29 protein-coding genes are annotated in these 24,144 nt (G+C 72.8%); 15 read left to right on the top strand and 14 right to left on the bottom strand.

Annotation, left to right across the window (positions count from 1 at the left end):
* Positions 1-15: 15 nt before the first annotated feature.
* Positions 16-756, top strand: a complete 741-nt coding sequence (locus ACFPIJ_RS07700) for an SDR family oxidoreductase (RefSeq protein ID WP_380113936.1) — start codon at positions 16-18, stop codon at positions 754-756.
* 120 nt (positions 757-876) lie between these two features.
* Here the strand turns inward: ACFPIJ_RS07700 and ACFPIJ_RS07695 are convergent, their stop codons facing one another.
* From ACFPIJ_RS07695 to ACFPIJ_RS07685, 3 genes are read right to left on the bottom strand one after another with little or no spacing between them, the layout of a single operon-like run.
* On the bottom strand, positions 877-1,596 hold the full coding sequence (locus ACFPIJ_RS07695; RefSeq protein ID WP_380113935.1) for an ABC transporter ATP-binding protein: 720 nt from the start codon (positions 1,594-1,596) through the stop codon (positions 877-879).
* A complete protein-coding gene (locus ACFPIJ_RS07690; protein ID WP_380113934.1) occupies positions 1,569-2,381 on the bottom strand; it encodes an ABC transporter permease in 813 nt (270 codons plus the stop codon). Before ACFPIJ_RS07690 ends, ACFPIJ_RS07695 begins: the two co-directional genes overlap by 28 nt.
* Positions 2,378-3,343 carry an aliphatic sulfonate ABC transporter substrate-binding protein gene (locus ACFPIJ_RS07685; protein ID WP_380113933.1) on the bottom strand — a complete coding sequence of 322 codons (966 nt, stop codon included), beginning with the start codon at positions 3,341-3,343 and terminating at the stop codon, positions 2,378-2,380. Before ACFPIJ_RS07685 ends, ACFPIJ_RS07690 begins: the two co-directional genes overlap by 4 nt.
* A gap of 109 nt (positions 3,344-3,452) precedes the next feature.
* Between ACFPIJ_RS07685 and ACFPIJ_RS07680 the strand changes: the two genes are divergently transcribed.
* The 3 genes from ACFPIJ_RS07680 (at position 3,453) to ACFPIJ_RS07670 (ending at position 5,346) form a co-directional block, all read left to right on the top strand.
* Positions 3,453-4,232 (top strand): hypothetical protein, encoded by a 780-nt coding sequence (locus ACFPIJ_RS07680; RefSeq protein WP_380113932.1) that lies wholly within the window; start codon positions 3,453-3,455, stop codon positions 4,230-4,232.
* Positions 4,232-4,975 (top strand): DUF5995 family protein, encoded by a 744-nt coding sequence (locus ACFPIJ_RS07675; RefSeq protein WP_380113931.1) that lies wholly within the window; start codon positions 4,232-4,234, stop codon positions 4,973-4,975. The genes ACFPIJ_RS07680 and ACFPIJ_RS07675 overlap by 1 nt, the downstream gene beginning before the upstream one ends.
* 80 nt (positions 4,976-5,055) lie before the next feature.
* Positions 5,056-5,346, top strand: coding sequence for a peptidoglycan-binding protein (locus ACFPIJ_RS07670; protein ID WP_380113930.1), 291 nt, complete (start codon positions 5,056-5,058; stop codon positions 5,344-5,346).
* A 7-nt stretch (positions 5,347-5,353) separates the two neighbouring features.
* Here ACFPIJ_RS07670 and ACFPIJ_RS07665 read toward each other — a convergent pair whose 3' ends face one another.
* Positions 5,354-5,677, bottom strand: coding sequence for a DUF1295 domain-containing protein (locus tag ACFPIJ_RS07665; protein WP_380113929.1), 324 nt, complete (start codon positions 5,675-5,677; stop codon positions 5,354-5,356).
* Between the two features lie 157 nt (positions 5,678-5,834).
* On the opposite strand from ACFPIJ_RS07665, the gene ACFPIJ_RS07660 reads away from it, so the two are divergent.
* Genes ACFPIJ_RS07660 through ACFPIJ_RS07645 form a run of 4 tightly spaced genes read left to right on the top strand, consistent with a single transcriptional unit; the run spans position 5,835 to position 8,185 of the window.
* Positions 5,835-5,987 carry a hypothetical protein gene (locus ACFPIJ_RS07660; RefSeq protein ID WP_380113928.1) on the top strand — a complete coding sequence of 51 codons (153 nt, stop codon included), beginning with the start codon at positions 5,835-5,837 and terminating at the stop codon, positions 5,985-5,987.
* 29 nt (positions 5,988-6,016) lie between these two features.
* Entirely contained in the window at positions 6,017-6,856 is an 840-nt protein-coding gene (locus ACFPIJ_RS07655) for an alpha/beta fold hydrolase (protein WP_380113927.1), read from the top strand.
* A 4-nt stretch (positions 6,857-6,860) separates the two neighbouring features.
* Positions 6,861-7,793 carry a helix-turn-helix domain-containing protein gene (locus ACFPIJ_RS07650; RefSeq protein ID WP_380113926.1) on the top strand — a complete coding sequence of 311 codons (933 nt, stop codon included), beginning with the start codon at positions 6,861-6,863 and terminating at the stop codon, positions 7,791-7,793.
* Complete coding sequence (locus tag ACFPIJ_RS07645; RefSeq protein ID WP_380113925.1) at positions 7,790-8,185, top strand: VOC family protein; 396 nt, start codon at positions 7,790-7,792, stop codon at positions 8,183-8,185. The genes ACFPIJ_RS07650 and ACFPIJ_RS07645 overlap by 4 nt, the downstream gene beginning before the upstream one ends.
* A 55-nt stretch (positions 8,186-8,240) precedes the next feature.
* Here ACFPIJ_RS07645 and ACFPIJ_RS07640 read toward each other — a convergent pair whose 3' ends face one another.
* The gene (locus ACFPIJ_RS07640; protein ID WP_380113923.1) at positions 8,241-8,669 is read right to left on the bottom strand and encodes an STAS domain-containing protein; all 429 of its coding nucleotides are present in this window, start codon (positions 8,667-8,669) and stop codon (positions 8,241-8,243) included.
* Positions 8,670-8,884: 215 nt separating this feature from the next.
* On the opposite strand from ACFPIJ_RS07640, the gene ACFPIJ_RS07635 reads away from it, so the two are divergent.
* Positions 8,885-9,151, top strand: coding sequence for a hypothetical protein (locus ACFPIJ_RS07635; protein WP_380113921.1), 267 nt, complete (start codon positions 8,885-8,887; stop codon positions 9,149-9,151).
* Here the strand turns inward: ACFPIJ_RS07635 and ACFPIJ_RS07630 are convergent.
* Both ACFPIJ_RS07630 and ACFPIJ_RS07625 read right to left on the bottom strand, forming a co-directional pair.
* Positions 9,112-9,528 carry a DNA-binding protein gene (locus tag ACFPIJ_RS07630; RefSeq protein WP_380113920.1) on the bottom strand — a complete coding sequence of 139 codons (417 nt, stop codon included), beginning with the start codon at positions 9,526-9,528 and terminating at the stop codon, positions 9,112-9,114. The genes ACFPIJ_RS07635 and ACFPIJ_RS07630 overlap by 40 nt on opposite strands.
* 61 nt (positions 9,529-9,589) lie before the next feature.
* A complete protein-coding gene (locus ACFPIJ_RS07625) occupies positions 9,590-10,675 on the bottom strand; it encodes a glycosyltransferase (protein WP_380113919.1) in 1,086 nt (361 codons plus the stop codon).
* Positions 10,676-10,790: 115 nt separating this feature from the next.
* On the opposite strand from ACFPIJ_RS07625, the gene ACFPIJ_RS07620 reads away from it, so the two are divergent.
* Together ACFPIJ_RS07620 and ACFPIJ_RS07615 are read left to right on the top strand one after the other, a co-directional pair.
* Positions 10,791-12,728, top strand: a complete 1,938-nt coding sequence (locus ACFPIJ_RS07620) for an ABC transporter ATP-binding protein (protein WP_380113918.1) — start codon at positions 10,791-10,793, stop codon at positions 12,726-12,728.
* Positions 12,722-13,963: a multidrug effflux MFS transporter gene (locus ACFPIJ_RS07615; RefSeq protein ID WP_380114180.1), complete on the top strand. Its 1,242-nt coding sequence runs from the start codon at positions 12,722-12,724 to the stop codon at positions 13,961-13,963. Before ACFPIJ_RS07620 ends, ACFPIJ_RS07615 begins: the two co-directional genes overlap by 7 nt.
* Before the next feature lie 63 nt (positions 13,964-14,026).
* Here the strand turns inward: ACFPIJ_RS07615 and ACFPIJ_RS07610 are convergent, their stop codons facing one another.
* On the bottom strand, positions 14,027-14,374 hold the full coding sequence (locus tag ACFPIJ_RS07610; protein WP_380113917.1) for a histone-like nucleoid-structuring protein Lsr2: 348 nt from the start codon (positions 14,372-14,374) through the stop codon (positions 14,027-14,029).
* Positions 14,375-14,565: 191 nt separating this feature from the next.
* Between ACFPIJ_RS07610 and ACFPIJ_RS07605 the strand changes: the two genes are divergently transcribed.
* Positions 14,566-15,171: a DinB family protein gene (locus tag ACFPIJ_RS07605; protein WP_380113916.1), complete on the top strand. Its 606-nt coding sequence runs from the start codon at positions 14,566-14,568 to the stop codon at positions 15,169-15,171.
* A gap of 36 nt (positions 15,172-15,207) precedes the next feature.
* A complete protein-coding gene (locus ACFPIJ_RS07600) occupies positions 15,208-16,497 on the top strand; it encodes a phenylacetate--CoA ligase family protein (RefSeq protein WP_380113915.1) in 1,290 nt (429 codons plus the stop codon).
* Here the strand turns inward: ACFPIJ_RS07600 and ACFPIJ_RS07595 are convergent, their stop codons facing one another.
* Genes ACFPIJ_RS07595 through ACFPIJ_RS07570 form a run of 6 tightly spaced genes read right to left on the bottom strand, consistent with a single transcriptional unit; the run spans position 16,498 to position 23,043 of the window.
* Positions 16,498-17,559 carry a GNAT family N-acetyltransferase gene (locus ACFPIJ_RS07595; RefSeq protein ID WP_380113914.1) on the bottom strand — a complete coding sequence of 354 codons (1,062 nt, stop codon included), beginning with the start codon at positions 17,557-17,559 and terminating at the stop codon, positions 16,498-16,500.
* A gap of 14 nt (positions 17,560-17,573) precedes the next feature.
* Positions 17,574-19,295 carry a hypothetical protein gene (locus tag ACFPIJ_RS07590; protein WP_380113913.1) on the bottom strand — a complete coding sequence of 574 codons (1,722 nt, stop codon included), beginning with the start codon at positions 19,293-19,295 and terminating at the stop codon, positions 17,574-17,576.
* On the bottom strand, positions 19,270-19,920 hold the full coding sequence (locus ACFPIJ_RS07585) for a hypothetical protein (protein ID WP_380113912.1): 651 nt from the start codon (positions 19,918-19,920) through the stop codon (positions 19,270-19,272). The genes ACFPIJ_RS07590 and ACFPIJ_RS07585 overlap by 26 nt, the downstream gene beginning before the upstream one ends.
* The gene (locus ACFPIJ_RS07580; RefSeq protein ID WP_380113911.1) at positions 19,917-21,101 is read right to left on the bottom strand and encodes an ATP-grasp domain-containing protein; all 1,185 of its coding nucleotides are present in this window, start codon (positions 21,099-21,101) and stop codon (positions 19,917-19,919) included. The genes ACFPIJ_RS07585 and ACFPIJ_RS07580 overlap by 4 nt, the downstream gene beginning before the upstream one ends.
* Entirely contained in the window at positions 21,098-22,072 is a 975-nt protein-coding gene (locus ACFPIJ_RS07575; RefSeq protein ID WP_380113910.1) for a glycosyltransferase family 2 protein, read from the bottom strand. Before ACFPIJ_RS07575 ends, ACFPIJ_RS07580 begins: the two co-directional genes overlap by 4 nt.
* Before the next feature lie 8 nt (positions 22,073-22,080).
* Entirely contained in the window at positions 22,081-23,043 is a 963-nt protein-coding gene (locus ACFPIJ_RS07570; RefSeq protein WP_380113909.1) for an NAD-dependent epimerase/dehydratase family protein, read from the bottom strand.
* A 357-nt stretch (positions 23,044-23,400) separates the two neighbouring features.
* On the opposite strand from ACFPIJ_RS07570, the gene ACFPIJ_RS07565 reads away from it, so the two are divergent.
* Both ACFPIJ_RS07565 and ACFPIJ_RS07560 read left to right on the top strand, forming a co-directional pair.
* Positions 23,401-23,811, top strand: a complete 411-nt coding sequence (locus ACFPIJ_RS07565; RefSeq protein ID WP_380113907.1) for a hypothetical protein — start codon at positions 23,401-23,403, stop codon at positions 23,809-23,811.
* A 17-nt stretch (positions 23,812-23,828) separates the two neighbouring features.
* Positions 23,829-24,101: a hypothetical protein gene (locus tag ACFPIJ_RS07560; RefSeq protein WP_380113906.1), complete on the top strand. Its 273-nt coding sequence runs from the start codon at positions 23,829-23,831 to the stop codon at positions 24,099-24,101.
* Positions 24,102-24,144: the final 43 nt, after the last annotated feature.

The raw sequence follows: 24,144 nt of genomic DNA, 5'->3' as shown, positions 1-24,144 counted from the left end.
ATGAGGCTGATGGACATGACAAACCAGCACGTACTCGTGATCGGCGGCAGCTCCGGGATGGGCCTGGCCCTCGCCGCCCGCCTGCTGCACACCGGCCACCGGGTGACCATCGCCGGCCGCTCCGCCGCCCGCCTCGCCACCGCCCACCGTGAGCTCGTCGCCCCGGACGGCGCGGCGGCCGGGCGGCTGGCGACGGCCCAGGTCGACGTCGGGGTGGAGGACCAGGTCGCGGCACTCGCGGCGCCCGCCGGTGCGCCTTACGACCACGTGGTCGTGACCGCTGTCGACGCGGTCGGCGCGTACGCACCGCTGCCCGAGTTCACCTTCGAGGCGGCCCGCGCGGTGCTCACCACGAAGATCCTGGGCCCCTGGCTCGTGGCGAAACACCTCGGCACCGCCCTCCCGGCCGGCGGCTCGCTGGTCTTCACCTCGGGCGCCGCCGCGTACCGCCCCGGGCCGGGCGCCAGCATGATCGCCACGGCCAACGGGGCCCTGGAGTCCCTGGCCCGGTCGCTCGCGCTGGAACTGGCACCGGTCCGGGTCAACGTCGTCTCGCCCGGCTGGGTCGACACGCCCATATGGGACACCCTCGCCGGCACCGCGAAGGGCGACCGGTTCGCCGCGATGGCGGCCCGCCTGCCCACCGGCCGGGTCGGCACCCCCGACGACATCGCCCAGGCCATGGTCGCCCTGATGGACAACGGTTTCATCACCGGCACCGTCCTGCACGTCGACGGCGGCCACCGCCTCGTCTGACCGTGCGCCGCCCCTGACGCCTCGCCGGTGATCGAAGTCGCGTGCCGGCCACCCACACAGCCGGCACACGACTTCGATCACAGGATGCGACGGCGGCCGGCACGGACCGGTGGGGGCAGGTCAGGTCGGGGATGCCGGGACGTTGAGCAGGCCGAGCAACGCCCGGCGTTCCGCGCCGAAGCCAGGGGCGTCCACGGCCCGCGGCGCGGGCAGGGTCACCGGCCGGTCCTCCGCGATCCGGCCGCCGTCCAGGACCAGGACCCGGTCGGCGAGCAGCAGCGCCTCGTCGACGTCGTGCGTGACGAACAGGGCGGCGAAGCCGTGTGTCGCGCGCAGCCGGCCGAACAAGGCCTGCATCCGCAGGCGGGTGAGCGCGTCGAGGGCGCCGAACGGCTCGTCGAGCAGGAGCAGGTCGGGCTCGCGGACCAGGGCCCGGGCGAACGCGACCCGCTGCGCCTGCCCGCCGGAGAGTTCGGCCGGCCAGGCGTCGCGGCGGTCGGCGAGACCGACCTCGGTCAGGGCGGCGTCGACACGTTCGCGCAGGGAGCCGCCGCGCACGCCGAGGGCGACGTTGGCGGCGACGCGCTTCCACGGCAGCAGCCGGTGCTCCTGGAAGACCACGGCCGTCGAGCCGGTCGTGGTGACCGCGCCGGTCGCGTCGCCGTCGAGGCCCGCGAGGATGCGCAGCAGGGTGCTCTTGCCGGAGCCGCTGCCGCCGAGGAGCGCGACGACCTCGCCTGCGCCGATGGTGAGGTCGACGCCGTCCAGGACGACGGTGTCGCCGAAGGAACGCCGGACGCCCTGAGCAACGCTCACCTGGCTCGCAGTCCGTGTCGCCATGCCAGGAGCCTCCTCTCGCCGAGTCGCAGCAGCAGGTCGGAGAGCAGGCCGAGCAGCGCATACGTGACCAGGCCCAGCACCACCACGTCGGTCTGGCTGAACTCGCGGGCCTCCATCATCATGAACCCGAGGCCGCCCTGCCCGTTGACCTGCTCGCCGACCACGAGGCTGAGCCAGCCGGCGGCGAAGGCGAGCCGCACGCCGAGGAACAGCGACGGCAGCGCGCCCGGCACCACGACGTGCCGGACCCGTTCCAGGGCGGTCAGTCCACAGGTGCGGGCGGCCTCGACGAGCCGCTCGTCGATGTTGCGGATGCCGGAGTACGTGTTGAGGTAGATCGGGAAGAACGCACCGAGCGCCACGAGGGTCACCTTCAGCGACTCGCCGATGCCGACCCAGATGATGAGCAGCGGGACCAGGCCGAGGTGCGGCAGCATCCGGGCCATCTGCACGGTCGGGTCGACCAGGTCGTCGCCGAGCCGGACGAGCCCCGCGAGGGTGCCCAGCGCGAGGCCGAGCAGCCCGCCGATGAGCAGCCCGAGGACGGCCCGCTGGACGGAGTCGAGCAGGTACTCGCCGAGGGTGCCCTCCAGCGCCAGCCGCCAGCCGGTGGCGAGCACCGTGCTCGGGGCGGGCAGCTTGTCCGGGTCGAGCAGCCCGCCGCGGACGCCGCCCTCCCACGCGGCGAGCAGCACCAGCGGGGTCACCGCCCGGAGCCAGCGCCGACGGGAGACGACCTGCCGGGCCGGCTTCACAAGAACAGGGCGGTCCAGCAGTGCAGTCACCGCAGGATGTCCGAGAACTGCTCGTCGATGCGGCCCTTGATGTCCACCTTGCCGGGGATCAGCTGCAGCTCGGTGAACCCGTCGGCGATCTGCTGCAGCTCGTCGCCGATGGCCGCGTCGATCGCGGCCAGGGGCTGGGCGCTGCGGTCCAGAGCCCGGCGGGCGACGTCCTCGGGGATGTTGAGCTCCGGCGCGAGGATCTTCACGCGCTCCTCGGGGTGACCGATGCCCCAGTCGGTGACCTCGCGGTAGGTCTTGAGGAACTCGCGGATCTTGCCCGGCTTCGACTTCAGCGCCTGCGGCGACACCAGCAGGTACTCACGGTTGTTGGCCAGGCCGGTCGCGTCGACGAGCACCTTCACGCCGGGCGTCTCGGCGAGGGAGAAGTACGGGTCCCAGATGATCCACGCGTCGACCTGGTCGTTGTCGAACGCGGGACGGGCGTCGGCGGGCTTGAGGTACTGCACGTCGATGTCCTTGATGGTCATGCCGTTCGCCTCGAGCAGGCGCACGAGCAGCCAGTTGACGTTCGAGCCCTTGTTCAGCGCGACCTTCTTGCCCTTGAGGTCCTTGAAGGAGTTGTACCCCTTGCTCGCCTTGACCAGGACGGCCTCGCCCTTGGGCACCGGCTTCGAGGTACCGATGATCTTGAAGTCGATCTTCCCGGCGGCGGCGAAGATCGGCGGGGCCTCGCCCACCTGGCCGATGTCGATGGCGCCGGCCTTGATCCCCTCGGTGAGCGCCGGGCCGCTCTCGAACAGCGACCACGTGGTGCCGGCGGCCTCGGCCTTGCGTGCCTTGACCAGGCTCAGCCCGCCGAAGCGCTGGTAGCCGACCTTCAGCGGCTCCTCGGCCGCGCCGGGCTTCGCGGCGGCCGGCTCCTTGTCGGCGGCACACCCCGCAGCCAGGGTGGTGCCGAGCAGGACCAGGACACCGGTCAGGACGACCGAGAGCCGACGCATCGATGACGCTCCTCATTGACGGACTTGTGTGGCGGCACTATACCCACTACACCTACTGATTGACTAGGATTAGCTTGAACGCCTTGCCGGACTGCCGCACACTGCGACCATGACCTCACTCGCCGCACCGGGCAGCGCACAGCGGAGACGAACGGCCGCCGTCACTGTGGCGGTCATGGCGGCGGCGGTACTGGTATGGCTGGCCGCGGCGTGGCAATGGCACGACGCGTGGCTGGCCAGCCCGGCGCTCGAAGCCATCTACTTCCTGCCGCCCATCGCGTTGCCCGTGGTCGCGATAGTCCATTACCTGCGGTACTTCATCCGCCGGCGACCCGTGGAATTCGAGGTGCGCGACGGCGCCTTCGTCGCGCCACCGGCCGATCAGGCGCTGGCGGGGATGGCCATGTCGCTGCTGGCCAGCGGCGCCGTGTCCGCCGGGTTCTTCCTGTGGCCACCGTCCACCAACGTCTCCCAGCACCTGCTCGCGTTCGGACGGATCGGCCTGGTGTTCGTCCTGTTCGCGTGGCTGCTGTGGATCATCGCGTTCGCCCGTGGCACCGGACGGATCCTGTTGCGCCCCGAGGGCCTGCGGATCACGTACGCGTACGGCACCCGTGACATCCCGTGGGACGCCGTGTCCGCCGGCCCGCCACGGTCGGCGTCGGTCGTGGAGCCGACGGTGCGGATCGGCCGGCCCGACCTCGTGCACTCCACCGGCCTCGCCCGCCGCCACCCCGGGAAGGCGTTCCTGCCGGCCGGCCACGCCTGGATCCGGCGCGAGTTCCTGCTCGACGCCATCACCTACTACCTGGCGACCCCCGGCGCGCGGCACACCATCGGCACCAGCGAGGGGTACACGCACCTGCGCCGCGTTCTGCAGGCCGACTGATGGACGACGCCGTCGCGGCGGTCATCGCCAGGATGGAGGACGGGCTGGCGCGGATGAAGCCCGAGGACGCCCGCCGCCATTTCCACGGCACGTATCTGCGCACCACCCGCGCCGTCGCCGAGGAGATCGACCGGGGTGGCTTCCTCGACGCCGCCTGGCTCAACCGGTGGGACGTCGCGTTCGCCGACCTGTACCTGGATGCCCTGGACGCCGAAATCGCCGGCGGGCCGGTCCCCCGGCCGTGGCGGATCGCGTTCGACACCGCCCGGGACCGGCCCGACCTGCCGGCGCTGCGGCACGTCCTGCTCGGCATGAACGCGCACATCAACTACGACCTGCCGCAGTCGCTGATCGCGGTGATCGACCCGGCCGAGTTCGACGACCCGGCCGTGCGCGCCGCCCGCGAGCGCGACCACACCCACATCGACACGGTCCTGCTCGCCAGGGTCGGCGCCGAGGAGGCCGAGGGCCGCGCCGTCAACCGCCCCGGCCTCCTGGACCGGATCCTCGCGCCGGCGAACCGGGCCGCGACCCGGCGGCTGCTCACCGAGGCGCGGGCGAAGGTGTGGCGCAACACCACGGTGCTGGATGCGGCCCGTCGGGCGGGAGCTTCGTCGTACACGGGAGCCATCCGCCAACTCGAGGACGCCTCGGCGGCGAAACTCGCCACGCTCGTCGCACCGGGGCAGGTCCTGCTGCGGCTGGCCCGGACGGGATTCGGCGTCCTCATCCCCGGCGCCTAGGACCGGGTCAGGGCAAACTCAGGGTCGACCGGCAGAAAAGCCCTGACGCGGTGGACGGGCTCGCGGATCACACTGATGCCATGACCGTTCGCCGTACCTTGCAGGCCGTCGGCGCCGCGCTCGCCGGGGCCGTCAGCGCGCCCGACGCCGCCGCGCCGCCCGCCGACCCGCGCGCGGTGCGCGCCCTCCTCGCCGACATCGGCCTGCTGCACCCTCGCTCCCCCGAGTCCGACGTGCCGCTCACGCTGTGCCGCTTCCAGGCCAGGGCCGGGCTCACCATCGACGGGGTCGCCGGGCCGCGGACCGTGCAGGCGCTCACCCGCGCCGCCCAGGAGGCCCGCCACATCCGGTCCCTGGGCCTGGCCGCCTGAGTTCTGCCTATCGCGTCGGTGATCGCCGGGACGCCTTGGGGAGCGGGAAGAACCCGTTGGTCCGTTCCACATAGTCGGCGTAGCCCGGCTTGGTGCGGCGCAGCTGCTCCTCGAGGAGGGGCTTGCCCGTCTTGCGGGTCAGGAACCAGGTCATCAGCAGCGGCGACAGCACGGTCAGCCAGCCCTGCCACTGGAGGCAGGCCAGGGCGAACAGGCCCCACCAGACGCAGGCGTCCCTGAAATAGTTCGGATGGCGGGTGTACCGCCAGAATGGGCGATCGGGGAGGCCGCCCGGCGCCTGCCCGGCGTCCCCGTCCTGCTCATCGGACACTCGATGGGCGGGCGCACCGCGCTGCGGCTCTCGCCCCGGGTGGCCGGCGTGTGCGCCCTGGCGCCGTGGATCGAACCCAAACGAGCCGTGTTCGTGGCAGACGGCCGGCACGGTCGTCCTCGCGCACGGGGACCAGGACCGGATCACGGATCCGGCGATGTCGGCGCGGTACGCCGCGAGCACCGGCGCGTCGTTCATCCTGGTCGCGAGGGAGGGTCATGCCATGCTGCGCCGCCCGACCCGGTGGACCCGGATCGTCCTCGACTTCGTGGCCGCCGCGCGTCGATCGCGCGAAGATGGGTATCAGTGACGCAGGCCAACTGGAGAAGGCCGACAGGTATGCGATGTGTTGAGACCGGCGGCGCGCGGCTGTGCGTCGAGACGTTCGGCGACCCCGCCGATCCCACGATCCTGCTCGTCCACGGCGCGTCCGCGTCGATGCTCTGGTGGGACGAGGAGCTGTGCGAGCTGCTCGCGGCGGGCGGCCGGCACGTGGTGCGCTACGACAACCGCGACACCGGCCGCTCCACCGCGTATCCGCCGGGGCGGCCCGGGTACACGATGCGGGACATGGGGCTCGACGCAATCGGGATCCTCGACGGGCTCGGCATCGGCGCCGCGCACCTCGTCGGGCGTTCGATGGCCGGCGGGATCGTCACCGTCGCCGCCGCGGAGCACCCGTCGCGGGTCGTCACGCTGACCCTCGTCACCACCACCCCGGGCCTGCCGGGGCTGCCGCCGATGTCGCCCGCGTTCCTCGACTTCACCGGTAGCGGCGGCCCTGACCCCGCGGATCCGTCTGCCGTCGTCGAGTTCATCGTCGGGCTCATGCGGGTGTACGGCGGCGGCTCCCCCTACTTCGACGAGCCCGCGGTGCGCCGGCTCGCCGAACGGGACGTCGCCCGCACCGCCGACATCGCCTCCTGCCTGGTGAACCACTTCGTCATCGACACCGGCGGGGCCGGCCCGCAACTGCTCGCCGGCCTGCGGGCGCCGACCCTGGTCGTCCACGGCGAGCACGACCCCGTCTTCCCGCTCGAGCACGGCACCGCCCTGCGCGACGCGATCCCCGGCGCGTCGCTGCTGGTCCTGCCCAAGGCGGGACACGAACTGCCCCGCGCGCTGTGGCCGCTGTTCACCGCCGCGCTGCTCGAACACACCGCCCGGCCGCTACCGTGAGGGAGTGCTGTCGGAGTACGTGGGCCGGCCCGCCGGGGTGCGGGTGCGATCGTTCGCCAGCCGGTACACCGGCTATCGCGACGAAGACGTCGCGCCTGCCGTGCACCGGGGGCTCCCGTCGCCGTTCCTGACGCTCATCGTCACCCTCGACGACCCGTTGCAGGTCGCGACGCATCCCGATCCCCGGACCCCGCCCGGGCGGTACGACACCCTGCTCGGCGGGCTGCACACCACGCCGGCGACGATCGTGCACCAGGGGCGGCAGTCCGGGATCCAGATCGCGCTGTCGCCGCTGGGCGCCCGGTCGCTGCTCGGCCTGCCCGCCGGTGAGCTCGCCAACCTCGACGTGACCGCCTCCGACGTGCTGGGCCCGTTCATCGACGAGCTGCGCGACCGGGTCCGCGCGGCGCCAGGCTGGCCGGAACGGTTCCGGATCGTCGATGCGATGCTCGCCGCCCGGTGCGCGGCGCCGGTCCTTCCGCCGCCCGAGGTCGTGCACGCGTGGCGGCTGCTGCAGGCGTCCGGCGGCACCGTTTCCACGGTCGAGCTCGCCCGGGAGGTCGGGTGGAGCGGCCGGTACCTGAGCCGCCGGTTCAACGTCGAGATCGGCCTGTCCCCGAAGGCGGCGGCCCGGGTCGCCCGCTTCGACCGCGCCCGCCACGTCATCCAGCGCGGCGCCTCCCTCGCCGCCGTCGCCGCCGGCTGCGGCTACTACGACCAGGCGCACCTGACCCGCGAGTTCGGCGCCCTCGCGGGCTGCCCGCCGGCGCGGTGGCTCGCCGAGGAGGACCTGCCGCCGCTCCGAACCATCCAAGACCCCGCCGCGGAGGACCTGCCACCGTTGCGGAACATCCAAGACCCCGCCGCGGAGGACCTGCCGCCGTTCCGAAACGTCCAAGACCCCGGCGGGCCGGTGCCGGAAGACTGGGCGGCATGACACCTCCACCACAGGTCTGGCCGACCCTCCGCGCCACCGACGCCCGCGCCCTGATCCGGTTCCTGGTCGACGCGTTCGGCTTCCGGGAGACCGTCGTGCACGGCGACGGCGACCGGGTCGACCACGCCCAGCTCTCCTGGCCGCTCGGCGGCGGCATCATGCTCGGCAGCACCCGCGACGAGGACGGCCCGGGCTGGCCGCTGCGCCCCGGCACCTTCGGCGCCTACGTGGTCACCGACGACCCAGATGGCCTCTACGCCCGTGCGGTCGCCGCCGGCGCGGTCGTGCACATGGAGCTCAAGGACACCGACTACGGCTCCCGCGACTGCGCCTTCCGCGACCCCGAGGGCAACCTGTGGTCCTTCGGCACCTACCGCGGCGAACCCGTCTGACCCGGTCGCCGCGTGCCGGGGCGCCACGGGGGCGTTACCGGATCTTCGGCGAACCTCAGGCGGAGCGGCGGCGGTCGGCGTTCATCGGCCACGGGGTGGTCGCGGACTGGGCCGCCGCATCCGCGTCGGTGACGAGCGCCTGCGGGTCGGCGGCGAGAGCGCTTTCCAGGGTCCGGTAGGTCTGGATCGTGGAAAGGGTGCCGCCTTCACGCAGCGTGTGGACCACCGACGGGGCCGGCTGCGCCAGGACGAGCGATCCGCCCTGCTCAAGGGCGATACCCGCAGTGACGCGCAGCATCATGATGCCGGTGCAGTCGATGGCGGTGACCTTGGCCAGGTCGATGATGATCCTGGGCTCGGTGCGGAGCAGCAGCTGAGAGAGCGCGGTCTCCAGCTGCATCGCGCTGGCCGCGACCAGCGCGCCGTGACAGGTCAGCACCGTCGCGGCAGCCAGTCGGTCCACTGCGAACGTGAGGGCTGCCATGCTGCGACGATACGGTCAGCCGTGACGGTCCGTGAACCCCTGACCAGGTGGAGGGACCGTCCGACCGGCCGGTGGCCGGACAGCCGGTCGTCGCTGCGGGTGATCCGACAAGCGGGCGTGGCACTGGTCGGCCGGGTGTTCATGGAGGAACCCGGGTGGGTACGCAACCAGAAGCCCCCGCAAGACGTCAGGCCCCGACGAAAGGGGCGTTTCCGGTGCAACTGGACTCCCGGCCGGCGGTCGTCGACTGTGCGTTGCATGTCGGCGGGGTCCGCCAATCGGACGACCTGCCCCTCGCCGAGCTGTACCGGTATCTGCCACACGGAGAACTGACGGACACGAGCGAGGTCATCGACACCGGGTCGATCCGGATGTTCTTCGGCCAGCACTTCGTTGTCACGGTCCGTCACGGCGAGGCCGGGGAGCTGCGGCATCGAGCCGATCATGTCGCTGGGTCGCTGCGGGCCTCCAGCCGCTCGTAGCGCTGCCGGGCCGCTTGCGGGGTGCCCAGGCCGAGGCTCAGCGCGATGTCCTGCCAGGTCATCGCGCGGGCGCGGGCGGTTCTGAGCAGGTAGAGCTCCGTGGCGTCCACTTCCGCCCGCACCTCGGGCAGCAGGGTCAGCGCTGCGACCAGGTCGGACGTGTCCAGCGGGGGCTCGTCCGGGGCCGGCGGGATCGACCCGGCGGCCATCGCCGCGGCGACGCGGACCACCTCGTGCGGGGCGGCTACGTCCGCGTGGGTGTGCCGCGAGCGCAGCTCGGGCGATCCGGCGTGGCGCTCGGTGAGGTGGACCAGCGCGGCATACACCCGCTCCGCGCGCCGCGCCTCGGGATCGGGGAACGTCAGCATCTCCGTCATACCTTCGGAGCATGCCACCTAAACGATCCGTTTTCAACAGAATGTTCAAAACGCCCCAGCATCAGGAAACCGCGTGGAGGCGATCCAGGAGGCGTTTGAGTTCGGCGAGGTGTTCGGAGGGGTACACCCGGCCGGCCGGATCCACGACCCGCTGCACCGGTTGCAGCAGGCGCCAGGCCTCCGCCACCTCGCCCAGCTGCGCCAGGGCCTGGGCGTCCAGCCAGTCGCAGTAGTCCCGGGCCACGCCGGCGCCGCGCAGCTGGGCGGTCAGCACCAGCACCGCCTCGTCCATGCCGGCGCCGAGCAGCAGCCGGGCCAGGGCGTCGGTGCCGAGGATCCACTGCCGGGTTCCGGGCGCCAGCTCGCGCAGCGTCTCGAACGCGTCGACGGCGTCCTGGGTGCGGCCCGCCCCGACGAGGCTGCGGCCGAGGTCCAGCAGCGTGTCCGCGACCTGGCCGGCGGGCGCGGACCCGTCGGCGATGCCGTCGAGGATCGACTGGGCCAGCTCGACGTTGCGCTCGGCCTTGCTGCGGCGTTCCTCGGGATCGGCGTACCCCTGGTGCTCCAGGCGGATCGCATCGCGCGGCGCCGCCGGCCACTCCGCGATCCCGATCCCCTGCACCGCACCGGTCCCGTGGCCCGGGCCGACGCTCGTGCCGTGGCCCCGGTCGACGAAGACGTCGGGCGCGCTGCCGCGGCCGGTGATGTGCACCAGGTGCTCGTGCACCCGGCCCTGCCACCGCAGTTGCGTCGGGCGGAACAGCCGGGCGGTGCGGAACGTGTACGGCAGCTCGTCGTGCGCGTTGTCGATGTCGACCAGCAGCGCGTCGGTGGTCGTCGCGGCGAGGACCTCCCGCAGCTTGCCGGGTGCGGCGACGGCCCGGTCGTCGGCGTCGATGCTGAGCACCCAGTCCGCCGCCGCCCACGGCCGCCCCCGCGCCACGGCCGCCTCGGCGAGCGCGGCGTTGCGGGCGGCGGCGAAGTCACCGGTCCAGGTGCCGTGGCTGACGGTGGCGCCGAGGTCGCCGGCCAGGGCCGGGGTGTCGTCCTTGGAGCCGGTGTCGTGGACGTGGATCGTGTCGACGACCCCGCTCAGCGACGTCAGACACCGGGACAGCATGGTGGCCGAGTCACGCACGATCAGCACCGCGGCAAGGTTCACCTCCGCCCGATCGGCGGCCGTCCAACCGACCTGAGCGTTTGTCCGGCCGCGTCACGACAGACCCGCGCGGCACCATGGACACGCGCGGCACCATAGACATATGGCGATCGAAAGCGTCGACTCCCCCGGCGAGCTCGTCGATCCCGGCGATGAGCTCGCGGTCCCCTACTGGCTCACCGCCACCGCCGAGGCCGCTTCCGCGTCGTTCGGCCGGATGGTGCGCCGGCTGCCGGGGCTGCTGCTGCAGGCGTGGCGGCTCGCGTGGCGGACCGACCGGCGCAGCACCCTGGCCGTCGCCGGGTTCAACCTGGCCGCCGGGGTCGCCTCCGGCGTCGGCCTGGTCAACGTCGTCGGCGTCCTGGACGGGCTGCTGCAGGCCGGACCGACCCCGGAGCGGATCCGGGCCGCCGTGCCGTCGCTGCTGATCATGATCGCCGCCGGCGCCGCCCGCACCCTGCTGTCCTCCGCCGCGACCGCCGCGCAGGGCCGGCTGTCGCCGCAGGTGAGCCAGGCCGCGGAGCTGCGCCTGCTGGCGCTGACCACCCGGGTCGACCTGGCCACGTTCGACGACGCCGACTGGCGGGACCGGATGCAGCGGGCCCGCGACCGGGGCATCGACGCCGCGCAGCGGGTCGTCGACCACGCCATCGAGCTGGGCACCAACGTGGTGTCCCTGGCCGCGGCCGCCGGGGTCCTCGCCGTGCTCCACCCGGTGCTGCTGCCGCTGCTGGTGCTCGCGGTCGTGCCGAACTTCTGGGCCTCGGTGCGCTCCGCCCGGCTCGGGTACCGCCAGCAGCTGCGCATCATCGCGGTGCTGCGGCGCAAGTGGATGCTGTCGGACCTGCTCGCCGAGCGGGATCAGGCCGGCGAGCTGCGGGCGTTCACGCTGCAGCGGTACCTCCTGGCGGAGGTCCGGCGGCTGCTCGACGCCGCGACCCGCGAGCAGGTGAAGGTGTCCGCCGCGCAGGTGCGCACGAACCTCGTCGGCCACGCGCTCGGCTCCCTGGCCACCGGCGCCGCGTACGCCGCCCTCCTCGGGCTGCTGCTGTCCGGCCGGATGGACATCGCGGTCGGCGGCGCCGCGGCGTACGCGATCAGCACCGGCATCAACGCGCTCACCCAGGTCGCGTTCTCGGTGAACCACCTGTACGAACAGGGCCTCTACTTCGGCGACTACGAGTCCTTCTGCGCGCTCGCCACCGCCCGCTCCGAGCCCCTGGACCAGCCCGCGGCCCCGGCCGGCTTCTCGCTGCTGAGCCTGGACGACGTCACCTTCACCTACCCCGGCGCGCAGCGGCCCGCCGTCAACGGGGTGAGCCTGAGCATCCGCCGCGGGCAGACGATCGCGCTCGTCGGCGAGAACGGCTCCGGCAAGTCGACCCTCGCCAAGCTCCTCGCCGCGCTGTACCGCCCCGACCGCGGGGTGATCGCCTGGGACGGCGTCGACCTGGCCGGGCGCGACCCCGACAGCGTCCGCGACCAGGTCGCCGTCGTCATGCAGGACCCGACGAACTGGCCGCTGTCCGCGGCGGAGAACATCACGACCGGCCGGCACGACCGGGTCACCACCCAGGCCGAGATCGAGGCGGCGGCCGACCGCGGCGACGCCCACGGGTTCATCGTCGAGCTGCCCCGCCAGTACCAGACGCTGCTCTCCCGGCACTTCAACGACGGCGCGGAACTGTCCGGCGGCCAGTGGCAGCGGCTCGCGATCGCCCGCGCGTTCTTCCGCGACGCGCCCCTGCTCATCTGCGACGAACCGACCGCCAACCTCGACGCCCGCGCCGAGCACGCCGTCTACGGCCGGCTGCGCGAACTCGCCGCCGGGCGCACCGTGGTGCTCATCACCCACCGCATGGCCAGCGTCCGCGAGGTCGACCGGATCTACGTCCTGGACCACGGCGTGCTCGTCGAGGAGGGCACCCACGACGAGCTGTTCGCAGCCGGTGGACTTTACGCCCAGTTGTACGCGTTGCAGGCGACCGCGTATCAGGACGGGAATGTTCCGGCTGATCAAACGCTTGACCATGGATTGTGACCGCAAATCCCGTCCGACTGGTATTGGTGCTCGGTTCGCTCATCGCGATCGGCCCGCTGACCATTGACATGTACCTGCCGGCCCTGCCGAGCATCACCGACGATCTGCACACCACGTCGACGGCGGTGCAACTCACCCTCACCGGCACGCTGGCGGGTCTCGCGCTGGGCCAGCTGGCGATCGGGCCCTGGTCCGACGCGGTCGGCCGGCGGGTGCCGCTGCTCGCCGGGCTCGTCCTGCACGTCCTGGCGTCCGTCGCCTGCGTGTTCGCCCCCGACGTGACCGTCCTCGGCGCGCTGCGCGTCCTGCAGGGCCTCGGCGTCGCCGCGTCCTCCGTCGTCGCGATGGCGGTCGTGCGGGACCTGTTCAGCGGCGCCGCGTTCGCCCGCCTGTTCTCCCGGCTGATGCTGGTCATGGGCGCCGCCCCGATCCTCGCGCCCACCCTCGGCAGCGCCGTGCTGCGCTGGACCGAGTGGCGCGGCGTCTTCGTCGTCCTCGCCGCGTTCGGCGTCCTGCTCACCACGCTTGCCGCGCTCGCCCTGCACGAGACGCTGCCACCGGCCCGCCGCCGCTCCGGTGGTGTCGGCGGGACGCTGCGCGTCTACGGCTCGCTGCTGCGGGACCGCGTGTTCGTCGGGCTGGTCCTGGTCGCGGGGTTCGCGATGGCGGCGCTCTTCGCCTACGTCGGCGGCTCGTCGTTCGTCCTTCAGGAGGTGTACGGCCTGAGCGAAGCCCAGTTCGGTCTGGCCTTCGGCGCCGGGGCGGTCGGACTGATCGGCGGCACGCAGTACAACGTGCGGCTGCTGCGCCGCTTCACCCCGCAGCGCATCCTCGCCTCGGCCCTGGCCGCGGGCACCGTGGCAGGTGGGCTCCTGGTCGCGCTCGCCGCCACCGGCCTCGGCGGCCTGCCCGCCCTGCTCGCCGCGCTGTGGGCGGTGCTGACCGCGGCCGGCCTGGCCCTGCCCAACGCCCCGGCCCTGGCCATGTCCCGCCACGGCGAGGCGGCGGGCACGGCGGCGGCGCTGCTCGGCGCGGTCCAGTTCGGCGTCGGCGCGGTCGCGGCCCCGCTGGTCGGCGTCCTGGGCACCGGCGCGACCGCGATGGCGGTCGTCATCGCCGGTGGCATGCTCACCGCGACGGCGACCCTGCTGATCGTCGTGCGGCCGGGTTCCCTGATCACCTCGGAGGACGACGCGTCCGGAATCACCCTGGACCCCACTCCCGCGGCGGCCTGAGCCCCCGCTGGGACGGCGGATCCGGTCTTCACGGCCGGATCCGCTGTCCGATCCCCGATCGGGTCAGTGGCTGCTGTGGTACTGGTCGACGATCTCCTGCTTGATCCGGCCCCGGTCGGAGACCTGGTAGCCGGCGCCCTGCGCCCATTCGCGGATGGCCCGGTTCTGGTCGCGGTCACCACGTGCCGCACCACGGCCCCGGGAGCTCGAGCGGGCCGCCGCGGCGACCGCGCCGCGGCCGACCTTCGTGCCGGCGGAAACATAGGGCTTCAACGCGGCGCGCAGTTTCTCGGCGTTCTTCTTCGACAGGTCGATCGCATACTGCACGCCGTCGAGACCGAACTGCACGCTCTCGTCGGCCGGCTTGCCGTCCAAGTCGTCGATCAGTTCTTGAATGACGCGCTTGGCCATGACGGCGCCTCCTCGGCAACGGTGCGGGTGACGGTGACGACCGAACGGCCCCCCGTCGGAGAAATAGTATCGCCCATTCTGCGGATTTGAAGTGCACTCTGTTTCAAATAGACACCATCACCGATCGTGTTGGTTCAATTACCACGGCCCGGCGGGGCGCGCATGATCCGAGCATCGGCGAGACTCTACCCATGGCGAACACTTCCACACCCGTTTGGAGCGAGCTGCTCATCGGCCAGTTGGCGTTCTACTGGGACGCCCACCTGCGCCCCCGGCTGGACGGGCTCACCGACGAGGAGTATTTCTGGGAACCGGTCGCGGGGTGCTGGTCGGTCCGGCCGGACGCTGCCGGGAATTACCGCCTCGACCTCGGCCAGGACGCCGACCCCGCGCCGGTGACGACGGTCGCCTGGCGCATGATGCACATCGCGGTCGGTTGTTTCGTGACCCGGAGCAGCACGTTCTTCGGCGACGGAAGTGTCGACGCGGACGCGGACATGTTCGACCCGCGGCACGAGCCGGCGGATCTGCCGCACACGGCGGCGGAAGCCGTCGCGTTCCTGGAGGACAGTTACCGAGCGTGGCACGGACACGTTTCCCAACTCGGTGACGCCGGACTGGGCATCCCTTTGGGACCGAAGGGCGCCTATTTCTCGGCGGAACCGATGGCGGCGCTGATCGTGCACCTCAACCGCGAGGTGATGCACCACGGCGGGGAGATCGGGCTGCTGCGGGATCTCTTCCGGGTCACCGGAGCGACCCGCCGCACCGATCACCTCACCACTGCCGCAACCTGACATCGACAACGGCCACCGTCTGGAAGACTTGCGGCCATGTCGACCATTGGTGGCCTTCTTTCCGTGCGCGCCGTGCTGCGGGCGCAGTATCTTGACCGGGACGCGCTCGATCGGGTGACCCTGGCCGGACTCCGGGGCGCACTGTCGCATGCCCGTGGGCGGGTATCGGCATACCGTGACGACACCCGCTACGACATCGGTCCAACTTGGGGCATTTCGGACTTCTCCCGGCTGCCGATGCTGCGCAAGGCCGAGGTGCTCGCGGCCGGCGCGGACCGGTTCCGCGACCCGGCGTTCACCCGCGACCGGGTCACCGTCTACACCACCAGCGGCACCAGCGGCCAGGTCCTCGAGGCGTGGCACGACCCGGGCAACTACGCCCACGACCGGGCCTGCAACATCCGCCGGTTCGCCGCCGCCGGTGGGCGCTACCGGCCGTGGTCGCGGCTCGTGCACTTCAAGCCGTTCCCCCTCGACACCGCCTGGTATCAGCGCCTCGGCATCTTCCGCCGGTCGGTCGTGTTCAGCGCGCTGCCGGTGCGCACCAGGATCGAGCAGCTGCTGCGCACCCGGCCGCACGCGATGATCGGCTACCCGGTGATGCTCCGGGACCTGCTGCGCGGCCTGCGCCCGGACGAGCTGGCGACGCTGCGGCGCACGCTGCGGGCGGTCTTCACCGAGTCGGAGCTGCTGACCCCGGAGATCCGCACGCAGCTCACGTCGGGCTTCGGCGTGCCGGTGTTCAACGAGTACTCCGCCTACGAGCTCATGCACATCGCGTACGACTGCACCGAGGGCCAGCTGCACGTCGCCGAGGACCGTGTCCACGTCGAGATCGTCGACGCCGACGGCCGTCCCGTGCCCGACGGCACCGAGGGCCATGTCGTGGTCACCGGCTGGCGGGAACGGGCGATGCCGCTGCTGCGGTACTGGCTCGGCGACCGCGCGACCCGCTTGACCGGGCGCTGCGGGTGCGGGCGGACGTTCGCCCGCCTGGAGCTGACCAAGGGCCGCGCCGACGACTACGTGGTCCTCCCCGACGGCGAGCGCATCTACGCCGGCACCTTCATCGGCATGGCGATCAGCACTCCAGGCGTCGCGGAGTGCATGGTCCGCCAGGACCCGGCCGGCAACATCACCGTGTGGCTCGTGCCGGACGTTGATGGTGCCGCCGGCCGCGGTTTCGACGACCTGGCCCGCGAGGCGCGCGCCTGGCTGCACGGCAGCGCCGGCCGCCCGTTCGACCTGGACGTGCGCCGGGCTTCCGCCCTGGAGCTGACGTCGGGCGGCAAGGGCCGCTTCGTCGTGTCGGAGTTCCGGGGCTGATTACAGGGTCACGGCGGCCTGTTGAGGCACCAGGCGGGCGCCGAGGCCCTGCTTCAGCTCGGCCATGCCCTTGCCGAGGATCATGCCGGTCGCGCCGCGGTCCACGACCCGCTCCACGAGGCGGCGGAACAGGTCGAAGTACAGGTGCCGGCGGCCGCCGTCGTCGACCGGCAGCGCGCCCCAGGACAGCCACAGGGGCCAGGTCGGGTGGTCCAGGATCGTCGCGGCGCCGAGCAGTCGTCCGGCGTTGTCGCGATACGCCACCGCATGCACGTCCGCACGACCGGCGACCGCTTCCTGCCACAGCTGCGAGCGGGGCCCGCTGCGCAGCTCGACGCCGCCGGCGGAGTGCTTGGTGACGCCGCCGGCCGAGTGCTTGGTAAAGCCGCCGGCCGAGTGCTTGGTGAAGTTGAGCCGGGCCAGGTGCGCCAGCTCGGCCGGGGTGACCACGTCGCCGATCGCGCCGCCGCGCACCCGCAGGTCGGGGTCGCTGGCGACGAGCCGCTGGGTGCGCCGCTCGTTGCCCCTACGTTTCTTGCTGAGGCCGGCCAGCCACGCGTCCAGGGACGCCGGCGCGTCGAGGACGGCGAGGGGTTCGGTGCTCCTGGCGTACCTCGGGCGCGGCAGCCAGGCGGCGTCGCCCTCGCCCAGCTGGCGCCACAGCACGCCGCCCACACCGGGGCCGAGGGCGCGCCGGGCCGCCCGGCGGAACGCCCGCGCGAGGTCCGCCCGCTCGTCCACTGTGGACGGCGCGGTCCACCACCCGGGCAGCGCGCTGCTCTGCGGGGCCTGGACGTGCAGGTATCCGATCCGCGGCCACCCCGTTCGTCCCGCCCCGCGGCGCAGCGGGACGACCGAGGCGGCGTACACACCGAGCGGCCGGTCCACATCGGACAGCACGGCGAGCAGCAGCGGGTCGGCGCCGGAGCGCACCCCGGCCCGCATCACCGGCCACGCCCAGTTGGCCCGCAGCCCGGCCGCGCAGCGCACGGCGTCCCACCCGGGCGGCTCCGGATCGGCGGCCGGATCGTGCAGCCGGACCGTGAGCCCAGCGGTCGTCACAGCGATCTCCACCATCATGGTCCCCCATGCCGCCGGGCCGGTCCTCGTCCACCGAGGCCGACATCGAGACTGATCGCGCTCGCTCCGGCCGACAGGAGCAGCGCCGCCATCGCGCCGCTGGATGCCGCGGCCGGCACCAGCACCACCGCAGCGACCGCAACGACGACCAGCCCGGTGCCGGCGGCGGCGGCCGTGAGCCGGGGTGAGCGCCCGTCGGTGTTCTCCACCAGGTAGGTGGCGTAGGCGACCAGCGCGAACAGCGGCGTCTCCAGGCCGGTCAGCAGGGCGAGCAGGAGCGTCCCCGGGGGCAGGACCAGCATGAGCGGCAGCCCCGGCAGGCACAGCAGCGCCGCGAACCGCAGGATCCGCCGCGCCTTCGCCCGGCCCGCCCGCCCGGCCGTCCCCCGCAGCCGCAGCGACGTCTCCGGCTGGCGCAGCCGGAACAGGTAGATCAGCGCCGCGCCGCAGAACCCGGACAGTGTCACCGCCACGTAGAACGGACCGCTCTCCGCACCGTGCCCGGCGATGCCGAGCACCAGGTAGCACACCGCAAGGCACAGGCTGGCCAGCAGCTCCGGCAGGCCGAGCAGCGCACAGGTCCGCAACACCAGCCAGGCCACCCGCCGCCGGCGCCCCTTCCCGGCCACGCCGCCCTCACCATCGATGGCGCCGTGCCGTGGGTAGCGCCGCTCGCCCTCCACCCGGCCGGCGCTCCCCGGCCCTCGTGATCCAAGGAGCGCAGCGGCCGCGCCCGCGACCGTCCGACGACTTCGATCACGGTCACCGGGCACAGGCTCCGCACCATCACCCACCGCCCGACCGGCGCCCACCGCCCCCCGTGATCCAAGGAGCGCAGCGGCCGCGCCCAGAACCGCCCAACGACTTCGATCACGGCCGTCCAGCCCGGGGCGCAGGTTCGGGTCCACGGCGCTGGGCACCCGCTCCTCACCACCACCCACCGCCCGACCGACGTCCACCGCCCCCCGTAATCCACGGAGCGCAGCGGCCGCGCCCACAACCGCCCAACGACTTCGATCACGAACCCCGGGCCCGATCATCACCCCTGGAGAAGCGTCACGGTCACCGGGCACAGGCTCCGCACCATCAGGGGCGCGGGGCTGCGGCCAGGAGGCGATGGACCAGCCCGGCGGCAGCCGCCACAGCAGGATCGCCGACGCGGTCAGGGCGGCCGTGGCGAGCAGGAGCAGCTGCCGCAGCGGCGACCACGCGAAGTGGAAGGTCAGCGCCGACAGGGCCAGCAGCACCCCCGTCATCACCGCGAACGTGACCGCGTCCGTGCCCACCCGCCCGCGCACCCGGTGCAGGCCCACGGCGAGCTGGAGCAGGCCGAGCGCCGCGGACCACAGCAGCGCCGCGGCGATCACCCGCCCGCGGTCCGCGACGGTCGCGGCGGCGAATGCGGTGGCGGCGGCGAGGACCGGCACGGCGGCGACCCGCAGCACGACCCGGGCGACGGCGCCGCCGAGCCGCCGGGCCCGGGGCACCAGCTTGAGGGCGGCCTTCTCGCCGCTGGCGGCGACGAACACCGTCCACGCCGACACCCCGACGGCGCCGGCGTAGTCGGCGAAGCGGGCCGCGCCCCACGGCACGGCGAGCGCGAGCGGCGTGAGCTGGATGGTCGCCCGGAACGCCCCGCGGCCGGCGAACAGGGCCAGCATCATCCGGCCGCCGGGCGTGGCGGTGCGTGGTTCAGCTCCCGGCGCGAGCAGCGTCATGACGGGCCGACGAGGAGTCCGCCGAGCGGCCCGGCCGGGACGGCCTGCGGGCGGGCCAGCACAGCACCGCCAGGGCGAGGGCGAGGTGCACGGCGATGAACACGTACGCCTCGGTGCGGCTGGCGACGTGGCCGAGCCGGACCGTCATGTGGTCGGCCCAGTCCCACCGCTGCGGCACCGGCTGCCCGCGCCACAGCCAGAACGACAGGTCCTCCAGTCCGGACAGCATGACGAGGATGCTCGCGTAGCTGATCCGCCGCACCGTGGCCGCGGGCGCGCCGCCGAGCCGCTGGTGCAGCGCGAACGCCAGGATCAGCAGCGGCGCGAGGACCCGCACCAGGGCGTAGAAGCCGTCGAAGTCCGCCGCGATGACCCGGTCGAACATCCGCGGGACGAAGCCGCAGAACACCGCGGTGAACGTGACGACCCCGATCACCTCCGGCAGCCGCCAGCGGCGCAGCCACTGCGGGTCGAGCGCGGCGATCGTCTCCGCGGCGAGGACGAACGGCACCAGGTACGCCAGGAACAGCCACAACGAGTCCAGCTGTTTGCCGTTCGGGGCGAGGGCGACCAGTAGCACCCCGGCGACCAGGGTGGCCAGGACGAGGGTGAAGAAGCGTTTCACGGGCGCACCTCGAAGCGGACGGTCGACAGCAGCCGGTCGGCCGTCTCCCGCAGCTGCGCGGGGGTGTCGGCGGCCAGCAGGGCATAGCCGAGCTTGCTGGTCAGGTCGATCGTGGCGGTGACGGGGCGGCCGGGCTCGGCGAGCAGCACGATGCGCACCACCTCGGGCCAGGCGCGGGCCTCCTCGACGCCGTGGACGGCGGTGAGGATGCCGGTGTCGGCCGCGTTGAGCAGCTGCACCATCACCGGTCGCGGCTCGGCCGGGGGCGGCATCGGGGGCAGTGGCGCGCCGACCGCGACGCTGATCGACGCCTCGATCGGGTTGATGCCGTAGCAGTGCCGGGCGAGCTCGCCCAGGGGGTCACCGCCGGTGCGTGCGCCCATCTCGATGAGGCGCGGCCGGCCGCCGGTGTCCACGACGAGGTCGAGGTTGAGCGGGCCGCGGCGGTACCCGAGCCGGGCGCAGAGCGCGTCGACGGCGGCCACGAGCTCGTCGTGGACGCTGCCGGCGACGGCGGCGGGCAGCACGTGTGCGGTGGTGGTCGCCTGCGGCGGCGGGGTGAGGTGGCGTTCGGTGAGGGCCATGAACACGACCCGCCCGTCGTCGATGACGCATTCACAGCCGCAGTGCTGACCCAGTACCTCCTCCTCGATGACGATGCCGGCGCCGTAGGAATGCTCCAGCGCGTCCGCAATCGCCGCGTCCACTGTGGACTCGTCGGGGCAGCGGGTGACACCGCGGCTGCTCTGCGCGTCGGCGGGCTTGACGACCAGCGGGAAACGCAGGCCGGCGGCGCGCCAGTCGGGGCCGTCGATCCAGCGGTACCCGGGCAGCCCGAGCTCGTCGCAGACCGCCCGGAACCGCCGCTTGTCCACCGACGCCTCGACCGTCGCCCCGGTCAGCCCGCACGGCAGGCCGAACCGCTCGGTCAGCGTGAGCTGCGTCGGCAGCGCGATGTCACTGCTTGGGGCGAGGATCCCGGCGACGTCGCTGCGGCCGCGCAGGATCGCGGTCAGGGCGGACACGTCGCGGGTGCTGACCGGCAGCAGCTCGTCGGCGAGGGCGACGGCCGGGGCGGTGTCGCGCAGGTCGACGGCGACGGTGCGGTAGCCCAGCGCCCGGGCGGTGCGGTAGGTGGCCATCGCACCGTCGGCGGCGCCGAGGATGAGCAGGCTCTTCATGCGGCGTCCTCACGCTGTGCGGGGATCAACAGCGCCGGTCCGGCGCCGGGGAACAGCTCGTCGGCGGGGTCGACCCGGATCGACGCCTCGCGGATGTAGAACATGGCCGGGCGCGGTTGCGCGTCGGCGACGAGCACCGTGTACCGCAGCAGCACCGCACCCCCGGCCAGCGCGAAGCACTGGGCGAGCAGCCCGCCGCCGAGCGCGGCCGCGACGCCGAGCCAGCCGGCGAACGCGGCGACGGCCAGACCGGCGGACGCGAGGGCGGCGAGCAGGAGCAGGACCGCGGCCCCGTGCACGGCGCGGCGGGAGAACGCGACGTAGAGCTCCAGCGCGTGACCGATGAGCCGGCCGAGCCGGAACTTCGACGTGCCGCGGGTGCGTGGCCGGTGCTCGACCGGCACGGTGGCGATCCTCGAGGTGAGCAGCGGGACGGTGGCCAGGAAGTACGGCGTGCCGAGCCGCAGCTCGACGACCCGCCGGGCGAGCTCGGTGCGCAGCACCCGGAACGTGGTCGCGCCCGCCGGGATCCGGAGGCGCAGCCGGCGGCCGAGCCAGTGGTACCCGGCCGCACCCCACCGGCGGTGCCACGGGTCGTGGCGGGCGCGGCGGACCCCGAACACGGCGTCGTAGCCTTCGAGCGCGCGCTCCACCAGGTGGTGCACCTCGGCGGGCGGGAACTGCAGGTCCGCGTCGAGGTGCACGAGCCAGGGCTTCCGGGCGTACTTGTACCCGGCCGAGAACGCCGCTTCGAACCCGAAGTTCCGGCTGAACGACAGGTACTGGACCCGCGGGTCGGCGGCGGCGAGCCGCCGGATCTCGGCAAGGGTGTCGTCGGCGCTGCCGTCGTCGACGAAGAGGAGCTCCAGGTCGTAGTCGCCGAGGGCGGCCACGATCTCGGCGTGGGTCTGCGCGACGCTGTCCGCCTCGTCGTAGCAGGGCACGACGGCGGTGAGGCCCAACCGGTGCATGCGGTGCCTCAGCGGGTGGCGAGCGCGAGGGGTGCGGTCCAGTGCTCGCCCTGGGTGGCGATGAACCAGTCCACGGTGCGCTCGAGGCCGGTCTCGAGCGACACCAGGTCGGCGGGGTCGATCCCGACGGCACGCAACGTCGTGGCGTCGGCGCTGACGACGGCGCCGGGCTGCTCGCCGGGGCGCATCGGCAGGTCCACGATCTCCGCCCGCGGGTGGCCCTTGCGCTCGCACAGGTCGATGACGATCTCGGCGGTGCGGCGGATCGTGGTCGACGCGACCGGGCCGCACTCCACCACGTGGTCCAGCACGGTGCCGGCCTCGGCGGCCTCGAACGCGGCGACGAGCGCCTTGGCGACGTCACCGACCCACACCATGTCGGAGACCTGGTGGCCGCCGCCGTAGAGCTCGACGGGCATCCCGCACAGGGCGCGGCAGATCACCGCGGGAGTGATCTTGCGGACCTTGCCGGGCCCGAACGGCGCGGCCGCGAGCTGTCGCGGCCCGTAGGCGTTGACGGCGCGCACGGTGTTGACCCGGCTGCCGCGGTCGGCGTTGAACATCGACACGAACCGCTCGACCGCGGTCTTGGAGATGGAGTAGCTGTTGTTCATCCAGTGGTTGCCGACCCCGATGTAGACGCCCGGCAGCTGGTACTGCGTGACGGCCTCGAGGAAGTTGAGCCCGCCGACGAGGTTCGTCTCGGCGGCCGGGCGCGGGTTGAGGATCGTCTCCTGGGTGCCGAGCACCGCGGCGAGGTGGATGATGCCGTCGCAGTGGGCGGCCAGCTCGACCATGGCGGTGGCGTCGCGGATGTCGCCGAGCATCACCTCGCGCTCGGGCGTCGCGTCCGGCCCGCGCCGGCCGTGCGCGTGGTGGTCGAACACCAGCACCTCATGCCCTCTGGATTCGATCTCCTCGCAGACGTATCGCCCGATAAACCCGTTGCCCCCGGTCACACCGATCTTCATTGGTTGTTTCCTTTCGCTGGAGCGGATCCTCGCCCTAAGCCGGTTTCAGGCAGGCCCGTCCCCCGGATGGTGATCCCAGGAAAAGCCCATCTGAACTGCACAAATACCACGTGATCTCGTCCTCACACGCCGGTCGCAATCTACCTTCCGCGCGCCATTGATCACAGTCCGAACGCAAAAATTTATTGACTGTGTCGTATGTGAGGCATCGTTTTGCCGACGTTGTCCGCCATCCGCCGGAATTTACGTGAAGCGATGCAGTTTGGGCCCGCCCGTTGGACGCCGTTGGACAGCGGGCGGCGGCCGGCAGCACCCGATCGGACGTCGCCGGCACCGGTGCCCGACTGCCAGGCTGCTGTGAACCCTGGCAAATCCCTGGCAAACACTCCGACCGGCGGGCAGGCGGTCGACGTTGACCCCGTCGGGCCGAACGGCGGCCCGGCAGCACGGCACCAGCCCAGCGACACACCCGCCGCCGTCTCGCGCGCCGCCACCTCGGCGGAGGAGGACGACGACGCGGCCGCCGAACAGATCGCGGCACAGAAGGGCCGGCCCGGCCCGCCGCCCGGCGGACCCCGCGGCGGCGCCGCCGGCCTGTCGGACGACACGAAACTGCAACAGCTCAGCACCCTGCTGGAGACCGACAGCGAGTCCCTGCGCGGCAGCAGCGCCACCGACGTCGTGAAACGCCTGCAGGACAAGGGCATCGACCTGTCCCAGCTACGCTCGGTCCTCAACAGCGGCGACCTGGTCGACTACGCCGCTTGAGGCCGCGGGGGTCGCACATGCCAGGCACGGACACCGGCGTGGTCGAGACGGCCACGCCGGTCCCCGTCACCGACGTCGCCCCGATAACCGTTGCGGGCGCGCCGATGTGGCTGCTGCTCGGTGACGACGGCCGGGTCGGCCGGTGGCACCCCGGGTCAGGCAGGTTCGAGCAGCCGGCTGCGGCGTCGGTACGCCCGGAGCCCGACCGCACGCCCCGCCCCGGCGGCGTGTTCCTCGAGCTGCGGGCCGGCACCGTGCTGACCTGGGCACAGGCTGTGACGACGACTTAATTGGAGACTTACTTTAACTATTAGGGTTCTTTACCTTGTGGTG

The sequence above is a fragment of the Dactylosporangium cerinum genome (assembly GCF_042653625.1).
Taxonomy (GTDB): domain Bacteria; phylum Actinomycetota; class Actinomycetes; order Mycobacteriales; family Micromonosporaceae; genus Dactylosporangium; species Dactylosporangium cerinum.
Note: the sequence above shows the minus strand (reverse complement) of the source record. Positions and strands in the feature narration are given on the sequence as shown.